At 57.2% G+C, this 14,177-nt stretch carries 15 protein-coding genes; 6 read left to right on the plus strand and 9 right to left on the minus strand.

From position 1 onward, the window contains the following. Positions 1 to 102: 102 nt before the first annotated feature. Positions 103 to 1,239: an LLM class flavin-dependent oxidoreductase gene (locus MHN28_RS09605; protein WP_239338404.1), complete on the plus strand. Its 1,137-nt coding sequence runs from the start codon at positions 103 to 105 to the stop codon at positions 1,237 to 1,239. 146 nt (positions 1,240 to 1,385) lie between these two features. After that, positions 1,386 to 2,201, plus strand: coding sequence for a siderophore-interacting protein (locus MHN28_RS09610; protein WP_239338406.1), 816 nt, complete (start codon positions 1,386 to 1,388; stop codon positions 2,199 to 2,201). A 42-nt stretch (positions 2,202 to 2,243) separates the two neighbouring features. Here the strand turns inward: MHN28_RS09610 and MHN28_RS24835 are convergent, their stop codons facing one another. The 6 genes from MHN28_RS24835 to MHN28_RS09635 all read right to left on the minus strand — a co-directional run bounded on the left by MHN28_RS24835 (position 2,244) and on the right by MHN28_RS09635 (position 8,282). After that, positions 2,244 to 2,366: a hypothetical protein gene (locus MHN28_RS24835; protein WP_255732423.1), complete on the minus strand. Its 123-nt coding sequence runs from the start codon at positions 2,364 to 2,366 to the stop codon at positions 2,244 to 2,246. A 43-nt stretch (positions 2,367 to 2,409) separates the two neighbouring features. Then, the gene (locus MHN28_RS09615) at positions 2,410 to 2,895 is read right to left on the minus strand and encodes a GNAT family N-acetyltransferase (RefSeq protein WP_239338408.1); all 486 of its coding nucleotides are present in this window, start codon (positions 2,893 to 2,895) and stop codon (positions 2,410 to 2,412) included. Positions 2,896 to 3,222: 327 nt separating this feature from the next. Further along, a complete protein-coding gene (locus MHN28_RS09620; protein WP_239338410.1) occupies positions 3,223 to 4,371 on the minus strand; it encodes an acetyl-CoA acetyltransferase in 1,149 nt (382 codons plus the stop codon). Positions 4,372 to 4,382: 11 nt separating this feature from the next. Next, on the minus strand, positions 4,383 to 4,796 hold the full coding sequence (locus MHN28_RS09625; protein ID WP_239338412.1) for a Zn-ribbon domain-containing OB-fold protein: 414 nt from the start codon (positions 4,794 to 4,796) through the stop codon (positions 4,383 to 4,385). A gap of 16 nt (positions 4,797 to 4,812) precedes the next feature. Continuing rightward, complete coding sequence (locus tag MHN28_RS09630; protein WP_239338414.1) at positions 4,813 to 6,441, minus strand: acyl-CoA dehydrogenase family protein; 1,629 nt, start codon at positions 6,439 to 6,441, stop codon at positions 4,813 to 4,815. Beyond that, positions 6,438 to 8,282: a feruloyl-CoA synthase gene (locus MHN28_RS09635; protein WP_239338417.1), complete on the minus strand. Its 1,845-nt coding sequence runs from the start codon at positions 8,280 to 8,282 to the stop codon at positions 6,438 to 6,440. The genes MHN28_RS09630 and MHN28_RS09635 overlap by 4 nt, the downstream gene beginning before the upstream one ends. Positions 8,283 to 8,480: 198 nt before the next feature. Here MHN28_RS09635 and MHN28_RS09640 point away from each other — a divergent pair, with 198 nt between their 5' ends. Continuing rightward, positions 8,481 to 9,242, plus strand: coding sequence for an SDR family NAD(P)-dependent oxidoreductase (locus MHN28_RS09640; RefSeq protein WP_239338419.1), 762 nt, complete (start codon positions 8,481 to 8,483; stop codon positions 9,240 to 9,242). A gap of 9 nt (positions 9,243 to 9,251) precedes the next feature. Beyond that, positions 9,252 to 10,022 carry a crotonase/enoyl-CoA hydratase family protein gene (locus tag MHN28_RS09645; protein ID WP_239338421.1) on the plus strand — a complete coding sequence of 257 codons (771 nt, stop codon included), beginning with the start codon at positions 9,252 to 9,254 and terminating at the stop codon, positions 10,020 to 10,022. Positions 10,023 to 10,098: 76 nt separating this feature from the next. Here the strand turns inward: MHN28_RS09645 and MHN28_RS09650 are convergent, their stop codons facing one another. Together MHN28_RS09650 and fdxA are read right to left on the minus strand one after the other, a co-directional pair. Then, positions 10,099 to 10,905, minus strand: coding sequence for a ferredoxin--NADP reductase (locus tag MHN28_RS09650; protein ID WP_239338423.1), 807 nt, complete (start codon positions 10,903 to 10,905; stop codon positions 10,099 to 10,101). A 9-nt stretch (positions 10,906 to 10,914) separates the two neighbouring features. Next, a complete protein-coding gene (gene fdxA, locus MHN28_RS09655) occupies positions 10,915 to 11,244 on the minus strand; it encodes a ferredoxin FdxA (protein ID WP_239338425.1) in 330 nt (109 codons plus the stop codon). Between the two features lie 158 nt (positions 11,245 to 11,402). Here fdxA and MHN28_RS09660 point away from each other — a divergent pair, with 158 nt between their 5' ends. After that, positions 11,403 to 12,569, plus strand: a complete 1,167-nt coding sequence (locus tag MHN28_RS09660; protein ID WP_239338427.1) for an amidohydrolase family protein — start codon at positions 11,403 to 11,405, stop codon at positions 12,567 to 12,569. Between the two features lie 69 nt (positions 12,570 to 12,638). Continuing rightward, complete coding sequence (locus MHN28_RS09665; RefSeq protein ID WP_239338429.1) at positions 12,639 to 13,751, plus strand: CaiB/BaiF CoA-transferase family protein; 1,113 nt, start codon at positions 12,639 to 12,641, stop codon at positions 13,749 to 13,751. Here the strand turns inward: MHN28_RS09665 and MHN28_RS09670 are convergent. Further along, positions 13,746 to 14,171, minus strand: a complete 426-nt coding sequence (locus MHN28_RS09670) for a MarR family winged helix-turn-helix transcriptional regulator (protein WP_239338431.1) — start codon at positions 14,169 to 14,171, stop codon at positions 13,746 to 13,748. The two genes, MHN28_RS09665 and MHN28_RS09670, sit on opposite strands and share 6 nt — an antisense overlap. Positions 14,172 to 14,177: the final 6 nt, after the last annotated feature.

Genomic DNA, 14,177 nt, shown 5'->3' on the forward strand with positions numbered 1-14,177 from the left:
GGAAACAGGGCGCCCTTTTTGCATTTTTTGACCCAAATCAAGTTCTGCGGAGAGCGTGGCTAGTAAAAAATTAGTGAACGATAACTAAATTAAGGCAAAGCCATGAAAACCCATATCCTTGTTCAACCCTATATGCGTTCAAAAGGCGAAGATGTCGTGCTGCCGGGGTCGGACCCGGATCGGTACGAAACGCTGTTGGAGCGGACAACCGAGCAGATGAAATTCGCCGATGAAAATGGTTATGCCGGCTTTTGCATGACCGAGCATCACTTTCAGGTCGAAGGGATCGAGACCACAACCAACCCGCTGTTGTGGAACATGCACATCGCGGCGAATACCAAGAACCTGATGGTAGGGCAGGTGGGTATGGCACTAACGGCCCACCATCCAATGCGTTTGGCCGAGGATATGGCGATGATCGACCACATGTCTGGTGGGCGACTGTTCTGCGGCTTTGTCCGGGGCAACACGCCGCGCTGGCTGAATACGCTGGCACAGCATCTCGACATCACCACGACGCAATCCGACCGGTCCAAGGAAGATGCCCGGAACCGGCGATTGATGGAGGAAAGCTGGGCCGTGGTGAAAAAAGCCTGGACCAACGAAACGTTCAGCCATCATGGCGAATTCTGGAACATCCCCGCCGACAATATCACATGGCCCTTCCCCCCGACCGCAAAATATGGCGGCGAGGGCGCGGTCGACGACAACGGTACCTTGCGCAAGATGGGCATCGTACCGCGCCCGCGCAAAAGGACCGATGGGCGTGATTTCCCGCCGCTCTATGTGCCCTTTTCGTGGTCAATGGAGACGGCGAAATTCTGGGCCAAGGAAGGTGCCAAGCTGGTCTCGTTCGTGTCCAAGGACGAGTTCATGGACATGACCATGCCGATCTATCTGAAAGAGGCACATCATCACGGCCATACCGATCTGACAGTAGGGAACACTCTGGTTTTGGGCGGCCACCTGACAATCGGTTCAACCGAAGCGCAGGCGGAACAGCATTATCGTGACTTTGAAGAGCTGTTCAATTTTGCCTACAACGCGCCACCCTATCACGTACCGATGGGCCGCGTCTGGAAAGGCACTGTCAATCAGGTGATCGATCAGGTGGGCGCGCTGAAAGAGAAATACTGCACCGAAGAGTTCGTGGTCTGGCACCACGTCGGGTATTTCACTCAGGAAGAAGAGCTTGAGATGCTCGACAACTACGCCAAGGTCATCAAGGCGTTTTCCTGACGCACCGCGATTATGACTTTTTTGACCCCGCGCACAGGCGATGTGCGCGGGGTCAGTCTATTTGGGGTTGTGCAGGGCAATAATTTGACTAAATCACTCAGGATTGACTTCGAACTGCATCAGCTTTGGTCCTAGGAGGTTTTTTTATGGCGCAATCAAAAGGGCGAAATTTGCAGGTTGTCCGTGCATGGGATCTGAGCCCGAACATGCGACGCGTTGTGTTGGGTGGCGAAGACCTGCGCGACTTTCCTCAGGGCAATGAAAGTGGCTATATCAAGCTGATCTTTCCTGATGCCCCCCGCGCGCACCCCGATCGCCCGGTGATGCGAACTTATACCATCCGCGCCCATGATCCCGTACTCAATGAGTTGACAGTGGACTTTGCCCTGCACGGTGATTCAGGGGGCCTCGCAGCGGTCTGGGCGCAGAATGCGCAGCCCGGAAGCGAGATTCAGATCGCTGGCCCGGGAACGATCAAACAGGTTGACGCCAACAGCGACTGGGTCTTGTTGGCAGGCGACATGACGGCCATGCCCGCGCTGTTGTGTATTCTCGAAACCCTGCCTGATAGCACGGTGGGGGATGTGGTGCTGGAACTGACCAGTGCCGAGGACACACCCGACGTACATCTGCCCAAAGGCATCACTCTGCATACCGTCATCAACCCCACCCCTCATGAACCGTCGACCGCCTTTGTGGACAAGGTTAGGTCGCTGCCCTGGCGTGATGGTCACGGGTCTCTTTGGGCCGCCTGTGAATTCAATTCGATGCGCGCGCTGCGAACCTATTTCCGAACCGAGCGAGGCGTGAGCCGCGATCAGCTGTATCTGTCGAGCTATTGGAAATCGGGTGCGACCGAGGAAGAGCACAAAAAGATCAAAGGTGCGGATGCGACGCAGCAAAAAGTTGCTGCGATGCCCAAGGCGTTTCTGAATAAGCTGGCCGGGCAGGTGAGTGGCTAGCTGAAACGGATCGGTGCCCGAATGCCGGGCACCGCATCAGGATCAGTGTGCGGCTTCGCCGCCGAGAACTGTGGTGAATTTGTTCGAGAAGGTGCCGCCATTGGCCTGTGGTTTGCGCTTGCGTAGCCCTTTGCGCCGCCCTTTTTTCTGCCGTCGCAGATACACGACGTACGTTTCCTGAGGACCGTTTCTAGCGCGCCTCAGACAATCACGTAGCAAGTCGGGTAAAGAAACGCGGTGGATGTGCATCTCTGCGTTCGAACCCAAGTGATGTATAGAAAGCCTGAGCTTCATGATTGTCTGGATGGGTTCCGACCGCCAAATAGCGGCATGACCGAGCGATGGCTTCGATCTTGCAGGCTTCAATGAGGCTCTGCCCCACGCCGCGACCCCTAAACTCCGCCTCCGTGAACAGATGATGCACGTCCATTCCCCGTGCCCCAAACTGTAACTTGATCAATCCGCACATCGCTGCGTATCCAATCAGTTTGTCGCCCATCTCAGCGACAAGGATCGAGACCCAAGGCTTTTCACCGAACAGGTCTCGAGCGAGATCGTCTCGTGTAAGGGTCGGGGTATCGCCATGATGCGTGGCCAACTGTCTGACCATTTGGCAAATGCGTGCGGTATCCGCTGGTCGCGCGCGCCGTATCTCGCCGAAACTGGCGGGCAAAGGGAGGAGGGGTTTTGTCATTTGAGGCTCCTGTTCCGCCGCAGGAGCCAACATCTATGCCACCATACGGCGGCAAAAAAAGTTCACCGCGCTCAGTTGAGGCGGCTGTAATACGTCATGAACTTGGCGGCGTTGTTAGTCATGCCGCTTTTCTGCATATCCATCCGTGTGTTTGTCAATGGCGGCTTAGTATAACGTAATGATGTTTACCCGAAACCGGCTCAGCATCAGGCTCGGACCGTGGGTAGGTGGCCGCTTTGGTGGGTTTTGTCCCCAAAAAACCCGCCAGTGTTGTGGCGGGTTGCTGTTGGTTATGCGTTAGTCGCTTCGACGCCAAAGTTTTTGGGCTTAAAGCGCGGCTTCGCTGCCCAGAACGGTGGTGAATTCGTTCGAGAAGGTGCCGCCATTGCCATGTGCGATGGCAATGTTCACGTCGTTGATCTGGCGGTCTCCGCCGTCGCCCCGGATCTGGGTTGCAGCCTCGATCAGGCAGAAAAGACCATACATCCCCGGATGAACACAGCTGAGGCCACCGCCATTGGTGTTTACCGGCAATGACCCGCCCGGTGCGATGTTGCCATCGGCGACAAAGGCTCCGGCCTCACCCTTTTTCACAAAGCCCATGTCCTCAAGGAACAGCAGCGTGTTGATGGTGAAGGCGTCATAAAGTTCAACAACATCCACGTCTTTGGTGGTAATCCCGGCCATCTCGAATGCACGTTTCGAGCTTTCGGCAGCACAGGTGGTCGTCAAAGTCGCGGCCTGGCTGATCTCGCGATGTGAAATAGCATTGCCGCCACCCAGGAAATAAGCGGGCTTTTCCTGATAGTCCTTGGCGCGGTCTGCCGAAGTGACGATGATCGCGGCCCCGCCATCGGACATCAGGCAGCAATCCAGAACCGCCAGTGGATCAGCCACCATGGGTGAGTTCAGGTACTCGTCCATCGTCAGATCGGCTTGCATCGTGGCATCCGGGTTCAGTTGTGCCCATTTGCGGGCCGAGATCGCAACATGTCCGAAGTGTTCCTTGGGCACGTTGAATTCGTGCATGTAACGTTGTGCGGTAAAGGCATAACCTGGCACCGGAACCATCGGCTCGTAAGCGCGTTCCCATTGTGGAGTTTCAATCAGCCCGTTGAGATCGCGCGCAGATTTCGCGTTCGAACCGTAGCAGATCAAAACGTTCTTACACAGGCCCGCCTGTATCGCCATGGTCGCTTCGACCAGATAGGACATGAAGGACGAGCCGCCCACCATGTCCGAGTTCGCCCAGGTCGGCTTGATGCCCAAATACTCGGCAATCGAAAGCGTTGGAAAGAAGTGGTAGAAGGTTCCGCCACAGACGCCGTCGATCTCGGACAGATCCATGCCCGCATCAGCCAGAGCATTCTGCGTGGCTTTGGCGATCAGTTCCATGGGTGAGGTGTTCGGCGTTTTGCCCAAACCCCAATAGCCTTTACCGACGATTGCGGATTTGCCGCGAAGTGCGTGTGCCATGTTTGGTCTCCTTATTCCGCGGGCTTGAAGAACACGGCCGGTTCGCCGGATTTTGCGTTGGGTCCGAAATCGGGGGTCATCACCACGGCTTGCACCTTCATGCCGATGGTGATCGCTTCGTTGTCCACATCGACGATGCGGCTGAACATCCGCGGGCCTTCGTCCAGATCGATAAGCACGTTGTTGATGTCGCCACCGAATTTCTCGGGTCGGCGAATGATAGTCGAGGCATAGACGGTGCCTTTGCCGCTAGCCTCGACCCATTCCAGATCATCCGCGCCTGTGGTGGGGGACAGGGCACGGGGGTAGAAGTTGTACTCGCCGGTGGTTTTGGAGCGTTGGATGAGGAATTTTCCAGCAGCCAGACCGGCGCGGAATGCCGCGTCGGCCTGTGGGCTGGCTTCGGGAAGGGTAAAGTCAGTCATTCGTCGTCCTTGGGTTTCAGGCGGCAAAGATCGCCGCAGAATGTGTGGGTTCAGGATTTAGGATGCGGTGGCGCAGCAACCCGGCTTCGGGCAGGATGCGCGCCCGGACATGGGCCGCAGCAGCACACAACAATTCGGGTTCGGGGGCATCGTCTGCGGCGGCCTCGAGATCGGCCCAGACGCGCCCGAAATAAACCAACCCGGTCAGGCGCATATAGTCTGAGACTGAAGGCCCAATATCAGCGCTTGCCTGCATGGCCTGAGTAGCCGCTTTCCAGGCGTCGATTGCATCGGCCAGTTCCATCGAGCTGGGGCCAACTGAAACCAGTTCGGCAAAAGCGTCCGCAGCTGCGCCATTGTCCGCCCGGATCGCGCGGCGGGCTATTCCTGTGGCCAGAACGCCATTGGTGCCCTCGTAAATCGCCATGATACGGCTGTCGCGCATGATTTGTTCGACGCGGTATTCCTTGCAGAACCCATAGCCACCGTGGATTTGCACAGCCTGACTTGAGGCTGCATTGACCGCGTCGGTCGCAAACGCCTTGCAGGTCGGGGTGAGGATATCCAGCAAGCCCTGATCGGCCCCCAGATCCATGTCCACAAAGGTGCGATAGACCATCGCCCGACACCCCATCGTGTAGGCATAGATATCCAGCAGCATCCGCTGGACATCACCGTGTTCGGTGATCTGCGCGGTGCCTTCGGCCGATGTGCCCTGACGGCGGCCCGCTGCATGGACTCGGGCGCGTTGGAAGGCGACATCCATCTGACCTACAGCTTGTAGCGCCACGTCCAGACGCTCGGCATTCATCATAGTGAACATGGCGGCAAGGCCCTTGCCTTCTTCGCCCAGCAACTCAGCCCGTGCGCCATCAAAGGCCATTTGGCAGGTGGGCGAGGCGTGCATCCCCATCTTTTCTTCAATTCTCACGGTCTGAACGTGATTGCGAGTGCCGTCCGGAAGAACGGCGGGGCAGGCAAACAGGCTCAGGCCCCGCACACCCGGTGCTGCGTCCGGTGTGCGGGCTAGCACAAGGTGCAGAACGTTATCGGTGTAGTCGTGATCGCCACCCGAGATGAAGATCTTGTTGCCGCTGAGCGTGTAAGAATCCTCGTCTGGTTTTGCCAGGGTCTTGATCCGGCCCAGATCGGATCCGGCATCGGGCTCTGTCAGGCACATCGAAGCCATCCATTCACCAGAGATCAACGGGGGCAACAACCGCGCCTTTTGATCGTCATCGCCTGAGGCATTTACCGTGCGGATACAGCCCTGCGCCAGGCTCAGCACCATTTCATAGGAAATGCATGCGCCAGCCAGCATGTCCGCGAGCACCGCGCCCAGAACATGTGGCAGTTCTTGGCCGCCAAACTCTTCAGGGGCGCAAAGACCGGGCCACCCGGCGTCGGCATAGCGTTTGTAGGCGGCAACCATGCTTGGCGGCATCCGCACCCGACCATTTTCCAGCCGCGCACCTTGTTCTTCACCGACCATGTCCAGCGGTGCGATCTCGGTGTTGATGAAACGACCGAGAGCAAAGATCACGGCTTCGGCCAGATCGTCGCTCCATTCCGGCAGGCGTTCGGGTTGACCGATATGTTTCAGGACAAAGGCAATTTCGGCCTCTGAGGCAGTATAGTCGATCACGATGAGGCCTTTCCGGAAGTGATTACATCTTCTGCCCCGTCATAGAGCGCCGCCACCGCGTCCGCGCGCAGTTCCAGCGCAAGGCGTTGATTGATGTAACCTTTGTCTGTGATTTCGTTTTTCTCGACCGAGGGGGCGTCGCGCTCAATCCGTATCCGTTTGACCCGCGTGGCGCTGCCAGTTTGCTCGGCGTTGTACACACCCAGCCGTTCGGCGATGAAGGCTCGCACTGCGGGGTCGTCTGCATAACCTGCCAGAGTGTCATCACGCCCGGTCAGGGCCTTGCACTCATCCGCATTCAGAAACACCAGGGCGCCAATCTCAGTCCGATCATGGCCGGTGATAACAGCATCCGAGGCAATCGGGCTGAGCGCTTGCAGCAAAGCTACGCGCAGATTTCCAACGGCCACCCATGTGCCCGTCATCAGCTTGAAATTCTCTGATATGCGCCCGTCGAACACTATGCCCTTCGACGGGTCGTCGGGGTCCTGCAGCCGCCCGGCATCTCCGGTCAGGAAGTACCCTTCTTCATCGAAGGCCTCGGCGGTTTTTTCCGGGTTGTTCAGGTAGCCGGTTGTGACATGTGGACCACGCACCCGCATTTCCAATTTGCCACCGTTCGGCAGAAACTTGAGCTCCGATCCGGGCCCCGGCACTCCGATCACGCCCGCCTTGTCGATGGGGAAGTGCACGCAGGTTGCCATCATCGCCTCAGTAAGTCCCCAGGCGCTGACAAACGGGATTTTCTCACCCCGCTCCTGAATGCCCAACTGTTCGAGGCCTTCCCAAAGATGATCCGGCAGCCCGGCACCCGAGAAAAAGATCAGATCAAGCCGTTTGAAAAATGCGCTGCGAAAGGCGGCATCCTCGCGCAGAACGGGCAACAGCATGTCAAAGCCACGCGGCACGTTGAAGAACAGGGTTGGAGAGACGTCGCGCACGTTGCGGATCGTCTTTTTAATCTCGCCCGGAACCGGTTTGCCATCATCGACATAGAAACTGCCGCCATTGCGCAGGATCATGTTGAAGTTGAAGTTTCCGCCGAACGTGTGGTTCCAGGGCAGCCAATCCACCACGACCGGCGGGGTATTTTCCAGAAACGGCCAGATCTGTACCACCGCCTCTTGCGTGGCCAACATCATGCGTTGTGTGACGATGACCCCCTTGGGCAATCCGGTCGAGCCCGAGGTGAACAGAATCTTGGCCGTCGTATCGTGGTCGACCTTGCTGCGGGCTTCAGACACGCGCTCGTCCGCCTCTGACGCAAATGCCTGATCGAAGGTCAGTGCGCCGTTGTCGGATAGTTGTTCCACATTCGCCGAGGCAAGAAACTCGAAGGCCCGCGCATAGGTTTCTGCATTGTCGGCATAGGCCATGCCGGGATTTGTTGTCTGGACGATGTGGCGAAGTTTGGCCAGCGACTCGTCGAACAGTGAGTAGGGGACGGAGACGGGCACCACGGGTATGCCCACATGCATAGCGGCCAGCATCAGCAGGCCATGCCGGACCGAATTGCCCGACAGAATCAAAAGCGGGCGATCCTTACTAAGGCCCTTGCCAAGAAGAAATGCCGCTAATGAACGGGTTTGCGTCAAGGCTTCGGCATAGGTGACGCCGACCCAATCTCCATCCGGGCTGCGTTCTGCCAGAAATTGGTGATCCGGCGTCGCTTCTGCCCAGCGTTCCAGGTATTCAGAAACGCACTGAACATCTATTTTCAGCGGATATGGACTGCGCAGAACAAAGGCACCATCGCCCAAGTCTTCGCGCAACACCCTGGCTTGCGCGAATTTTTCTGTCCGCGTTGCGATTTCGTCGCTTTGCTGGGCCGAAATGCTCATCTGTCCTCCCTCTGTTACCCGGTCACTGACGGTGCGGCTTTTAAAAATCAGGCTATCCAAAAAATTGTTAGTATGCAAATGTATTATTGACCGTTCACTAAAGCTAATGCTGAGGGATAAGATGCACCAGGAATTCTCGCAAGTTTGTGGCCTGATTTCGTTGCGTCACTGCGCCCGTACTGCACATGGAGACAAAAAATGAGAATCGAAAACGTATCTGCAATCGTGACAGGGGGTGCTTCGGGATTGGGATATGCCACCGCAGAATATCTTGCGTCGCGCGGGTCGAATGTTGCTCTGTTCGATTTGCCCGGGGACAAGCTGGAGGAGGCGGCCGCCCGATTGAGCGCCGTTGCTGCGCCGTGCGATGTGACAAGCGAGACCGAGGTGACAGCAGCGTTGGACGCCGCGATTGCTGCAAATGGTTTGCCACGCATCGTCGTCAATTGCGCTGGGGTCACTCACGGAGAGCGGATCGTAGGGCGCAACGGCCCAGCTTCGCTAGGTGCATTTGCGCGTACCGTTCAGATCAACCTGATTGGCACATTCAACGTCATGCGTTTAGCTGCTGAAAGGATGATGCAGAACGAACCGCTCGAGGACAACGAGAGGGGCATCATCATAAACACTGCATCTGCCGCAGCGTTTGAAGGGCAGATCGGGCAGGCGGCCTATTCCGCCTCAAAAGGCGGCGTGGCCAGCCTGACCCTGCCCGCCGCGCGGGAATTCGCACGCTCGGGCCTACGGGTTATGGCGATCGCTCCGGGTATCTTCTCGACCCCTATGATGGATTTGCTGCCGCAAGAGGTTCAAGACAGTCTGGGTGCCAAGGTTCCCTTTCCCTCGCGTCTTGGACAGCCGGCTGAATTCGCTCGACTGGCAGGACATATGATCGAAAACACTATGTTGAACGGAGAATGCGTGCGTCTGGACGGCGCGATCCGTCTGGAACCCAAATAAGGCTTTGCAATGGACTACACACATATCACCTCAGAAACAGACGGCGCGATCGGAATCCTGACGCTGGACCGACCTGCGAAATTCAACGCAATCAACCATGGTCTTTTGTACGAGATTGAGCATTATTTCGACACTCTGCCGGATGAGGTCGGTGCGGTGGTGATCCGCAGTTCCGGCCAGCATTTCTGCGCCGGGCTTGACCTGTTGGAACACTCGATGCGCGACGCTGCGGGGGCGATGCATGAATGCCGCCTGTGGCATCGGATCTTCGACAAGATCGAATATGGTCGGGTGCCAGTTGTCGCCGCAATGAACGGCGGTGTGCTGGGCGGCGGGATGGAGCTGGCCATGACCGCCCATATCCGGGTGTCGCAGCAGGATACGTTCTACGAACTGCCCGAAGGGCGCCGTGCGATCTTTGTTGGCGGTGGCGCAACTGTTCGCGTCGGACGGATCATCGGGGCCAGCCGGATGATGGAGATGATGCTGACCGGTCGTCGCTATGGCTCGGACGAAGGGTTGCAGCTGGGTCTGGCGCATTATGTCGAGCCCGACGGAACCGTTTTCGAAAAGGCGATGGAGCTTGCCCGGCGCGTGACCGAAAACGCACCGCTGTCGAATTACATGATGATGCAGGCGATCACCCGTATCAACGACATGTCTGCCAGCGATGGCTTCTTTACTGAAAGCCTGGCGGCGGCGATTGCCCAATCCTCTCCCGAAGCACGGGCGGGGATGGAGGCATTTCTGAACAAGACGGGAAAGCGGGACAATCAGTAAACCCCGAGACACGCGGGATCCGGTGTGAGAGCGTTTCACCGGATCCCGGTGTCGGGCGGGGCAGGGCCCCGGTTGGTCAATCCACGAAGGCGCGTTCGACTACGAAAGTGGCGGGTTTGTTGTTGGCGCCTTCTTCCAGCCCAAACCCTTCAAGCGCGGCTTTGGTGTCCTGCAACATCGCCATAGACCCGCAGATCATACCCCGGTCGGTTTCCGGCGAAATTTGCGGTAGCCCAAGGTCGTCGAACACTTTCCCTGAAGCCATCAGATCGGTAATCCGGCCCTGAAACGGGTAATCCTCGCGCGTCAGGGTGCAATAGTGACGGAGATTCTGGGTCATTTCTCCCACCAGTGGATCGGCTTTGACCGCTGCGACCAGTTCCTTGCCATAATCCAGTTCGCCCTTTTCACGGCAGGTGTGCGTCAGGATAACATCGTCGAATTTCTCATAAGTCTCCGGGTCGCGGATCAGTGAGGCAAAGGGCGCGATACCAGTGCCGGTCGAGAACATCCACAGGCGCTTTCCCGGCAATAGCGCATCGTTAACCAGCGTGCCCGTGGGTTTCTTGCGCATCAGAACAGTATCGCCTTCGCGGATTTTCTGAAGATGCTCGGTCAGGGGGCCGCCGGGAACTTTGATCGAGTAGAACTCGATCTCTTCATCCCAACTGGGCGATGCGATGGAGTAGGCACGGAACACGGGCCTTTCCGCATTGGGCAGGCCGATCATCACGAATTCACCAGACCGGAAACGGAACGAGGCAGGGCGGGTGATGCGGAACTTAAAGAGCCGGTCGGTGTAGTGCTTCACTTCAGTCACGGTTTGGGCGAATACGCCCGCCGGAATGGGAAACTCGGTTTTGGGGGAGGTGTCCAGTGACATGTCGGTCTCCTATTCTGCCGGGGCTTCTGACAAAAGCGCCAGCTTACCTTCCTTGCCGTTCCATTCATCTGCGTCAGGCATGGGATCTTTCTTTTCGGTGATTACGGGCCAGACTTCGGCAAACTTGCCGTTTAACTCGACCCACTCTTCCATTCCTTCCTCGGTGTCGGGGCGGATTGCGTCGGCCGGGCATTCCGGTTCGCAGACACCACAATCGATGCATTCCTCGGGGTGTATGACCAGTGTGTTTTCACCCTCGTAGAAACAGTCCACGGGGCAGACCTCCACGCAGTCGGTGAATTTGCAGTTGATACAGTTTTCGGTAACGACGTAGGTCATGAGGCCGCCTAATTGTTAGTATACGAATGAGTATTGTAAGATTCCCCCAGCTGTCAATATGTTTCTGTACTAATGATTATTCCGGAGGTTCAGCTCTTGACCAAACATCGAAACAAGTTAGTGTGCTAACGATATCCGGAACATGTCGGGAGGGCGAAATGGCAGAAAAACTGGTCATCAAAAACATCGGGCTCATGCTGTCGGGCAAGATGGAGGAGCCGATTCTGGAGGCAGATTGCCTGATCGCAATCGACGGCAAGATTTCCGAATGGGGTTATGAAAAAGACCTGGATTGTGAAGGCGCTGAGACGATCGTGGACGCCAATGGCGTGACACTGGCGCCGGGCCTGATCGACAGCCATATTCATCCGGTCGTGGGGGATTACACCCCACGCCAACAACAGCTTCACTGGATCGATTCGACACTACATGGCGGCGTGACCACCCTCATTTCTGCTGGTGAAGTACATATGCCCGGTCGGCCCAAGGATGTTGTTGGCCTCAAGGCGATGGCGATTGCGGCACAGCGCTGGTACGAGAACTTCCGCCCATCCGGTGTCAAGGTTCATGCCGGTGCCCCAGTGATCGAACACGGCATGGTCGAGGAAGATTTCAAAGAGATGGCCGATGCTGGCGTCAAACTGCTGGGTGAGGTCGGCCTGGGTACCGTCAAGGACGGAAAGACTGCGAAGCAGATGGTCGACTGGGCGCGGAAATATGGAATTCAATCCACAATCCATACCGGCGGGCCTTCTATTCCCGGTTCTGGCCTGATTGATGCGGATATGGTGCTAGAGACAGGAACAGACGTTATCGGGCACATCAATGGCGGCCATTCTGCACTGCCTGACGATCAGATCATGTGCCTGTGCGAAAGCTGCACAGCCGGACTGGAGATTGTGCACAACGGGAACGAGCGCGCAGCCCTTTTGACGTTGAACACTGCCCGCGAACTCAAGCAGATGGACCGGATTATTCTGGGCACTGACGGCCCCGCTGGGTCTGGTGTGCAACCGTTGGGCATCATGCGGATGGTGGCGATGTTGTCGTCGCTGGGCAACGTCCCGGCCGAGATCGCGTTTTGCTTTGGCAATGGCAACACGTCGCGGCAACGCGAACTGGATACGGGACTGATTGAAAAGGGGTATTGTGCCGATTTTGTCCTGATGGATCAGGCGCAACACGCACCAGGCAAGAACATTCTCGAGTCCGTGCAACTGGGCAATCTGCCCGGTGTTGGAATGACCATCATCGATGGCGTCGTACGCTCAGAACGCAGCCGCAACACTCCGCCCGCCACTCGGTTGCCAGAAGTCGTCAGCTGACACGAAATACTCACAGTACTTCCCCCGGAGGTCTTGAACCTCTGGGGATTTTTTTGAAAGGTTCAGGCCATGAGCACCCCTTTGCAAGGTTTGAAAGTGATCGAGCTGGCGCGGATTCTGGCCGGGCCATGGATCGGGCAGACGCTGGCCGATCTGGGCGCCGATGTGCTCAAGGTCGAAAGCCCGGACGGAGATGATACCCGCAAATGGGGACCTCCGTTCATTGAGCGTGATGGCGACAAAACCGCCGCCTACTTTCACTCAGCAAACCGCGGAAAAGACAGCGTTGCGCTGGATTTTGGGGAAGAGGGCGACAGGGACCAGTTGCTCGATTTGATCAGGGATGCGGATGTTCTAATCGAAAACTTCAAAGTCGGCGGGCTTAAGAAATTCGGCCTGGACTATGATAGCGTCAAACAGATCAACCCTCGGCTGGTTTATGCATCGGTCACCGGGTTCGGGCAGGACGGGCCTTATGCCCATCGGGCCGGGTATGATTTTCTGATCCAGGGCATGAGCGGCATCATGGACCTAACCGGTGACCCGGAGGGCGAGCCGCAAAAGATCGGCGTGGCCTTTGCCGACATCTTCACCGGGCTCTATGGCGTGATCGGTATTCAGGCGGCGCTGGCGGAACGAGAGCGCTCGGGCCAGGGGCAGCATGTGGATCTGAGCCTGCTGGATTGCATGACGGGTGTACTGGCCAATCAGGCGATGAACTATCTGGCCTCTGGTCAGTGCCCGACACGTTTGGGCAACGCGCACCCCAACATCGTGCCCTATCAGGTGTTCCCGGTGGCGGACGGCCACATCATCATCGCATGCGGAAACGACCGGCAATTCGCAAGCCTTTGCGGAATACTCGATCTGCCGGAGTTAATTGATGACGCACGGTTCTTATCGAATGCGGACCGTGTCGCAAAACGCACCGTTCTGACCGAATCTCTGACGCAAGCCTGCCGCGAATGGTCCAAAGTCGACCTGTTGTCGGCCCTTGAGAAACATGGTGTTCCTGGAGGTCCGATCAATTCAGTGAAAGAAGCGCTGGCCGACCCGCAAGTCCAACATCGCGGCATGCAGATCGCGCCTGAGGGCGTGCCGGGTTTGCGCACGCCAATCCGGTTTTCACGGTCTGACTTGCAGTTGGACAAAGCCTCGGCCAAACGCCCGGTCAGATCATGAAATCTTGCGCAGAATTCGGATCAGATTGCGCTGTTCGGCTGCGGTCAGCGGTTTGAGAGTCTCGTCCGTGATCTTCTGACCGACATCCTTCATCCGTGCCACCAAGGCTGCGCCATCAGGAGATAAGGAGATCAGGGTCCGGCGTTTGTCGCCCGGATCAGGCTCGACGATGGTCAACCCCTTTTGCCGAAGTCGGTCGACGACTCCTTTGATCGTGGCTACATCCATCGCCGCCAGCCGTCCCAGCCGGTTTTGTGAACATTTGCCCAGCTCGGCAATACGGATCAGGGCCGCGAACTGCGTGGGTGTCAGACCTTCCAGCGTGTGGGACTGGAAAATCGACGCGTGGCGTTGGTTGGCCAGTCGCAACAAATAGCCGACCTGCTCGTCAAGCGCATAGCTTTCAATGGATTCCGTCATGACGGT

It is taken from the genome of Ruegeria sp. Ofav3-42, assembly GCF_022347725.1.
GTDB lineage: Bacteria > Pseudomonadota > Alphaproteobacteria > Rhodobacterales > Rhodobacteraceae > Ruegeria.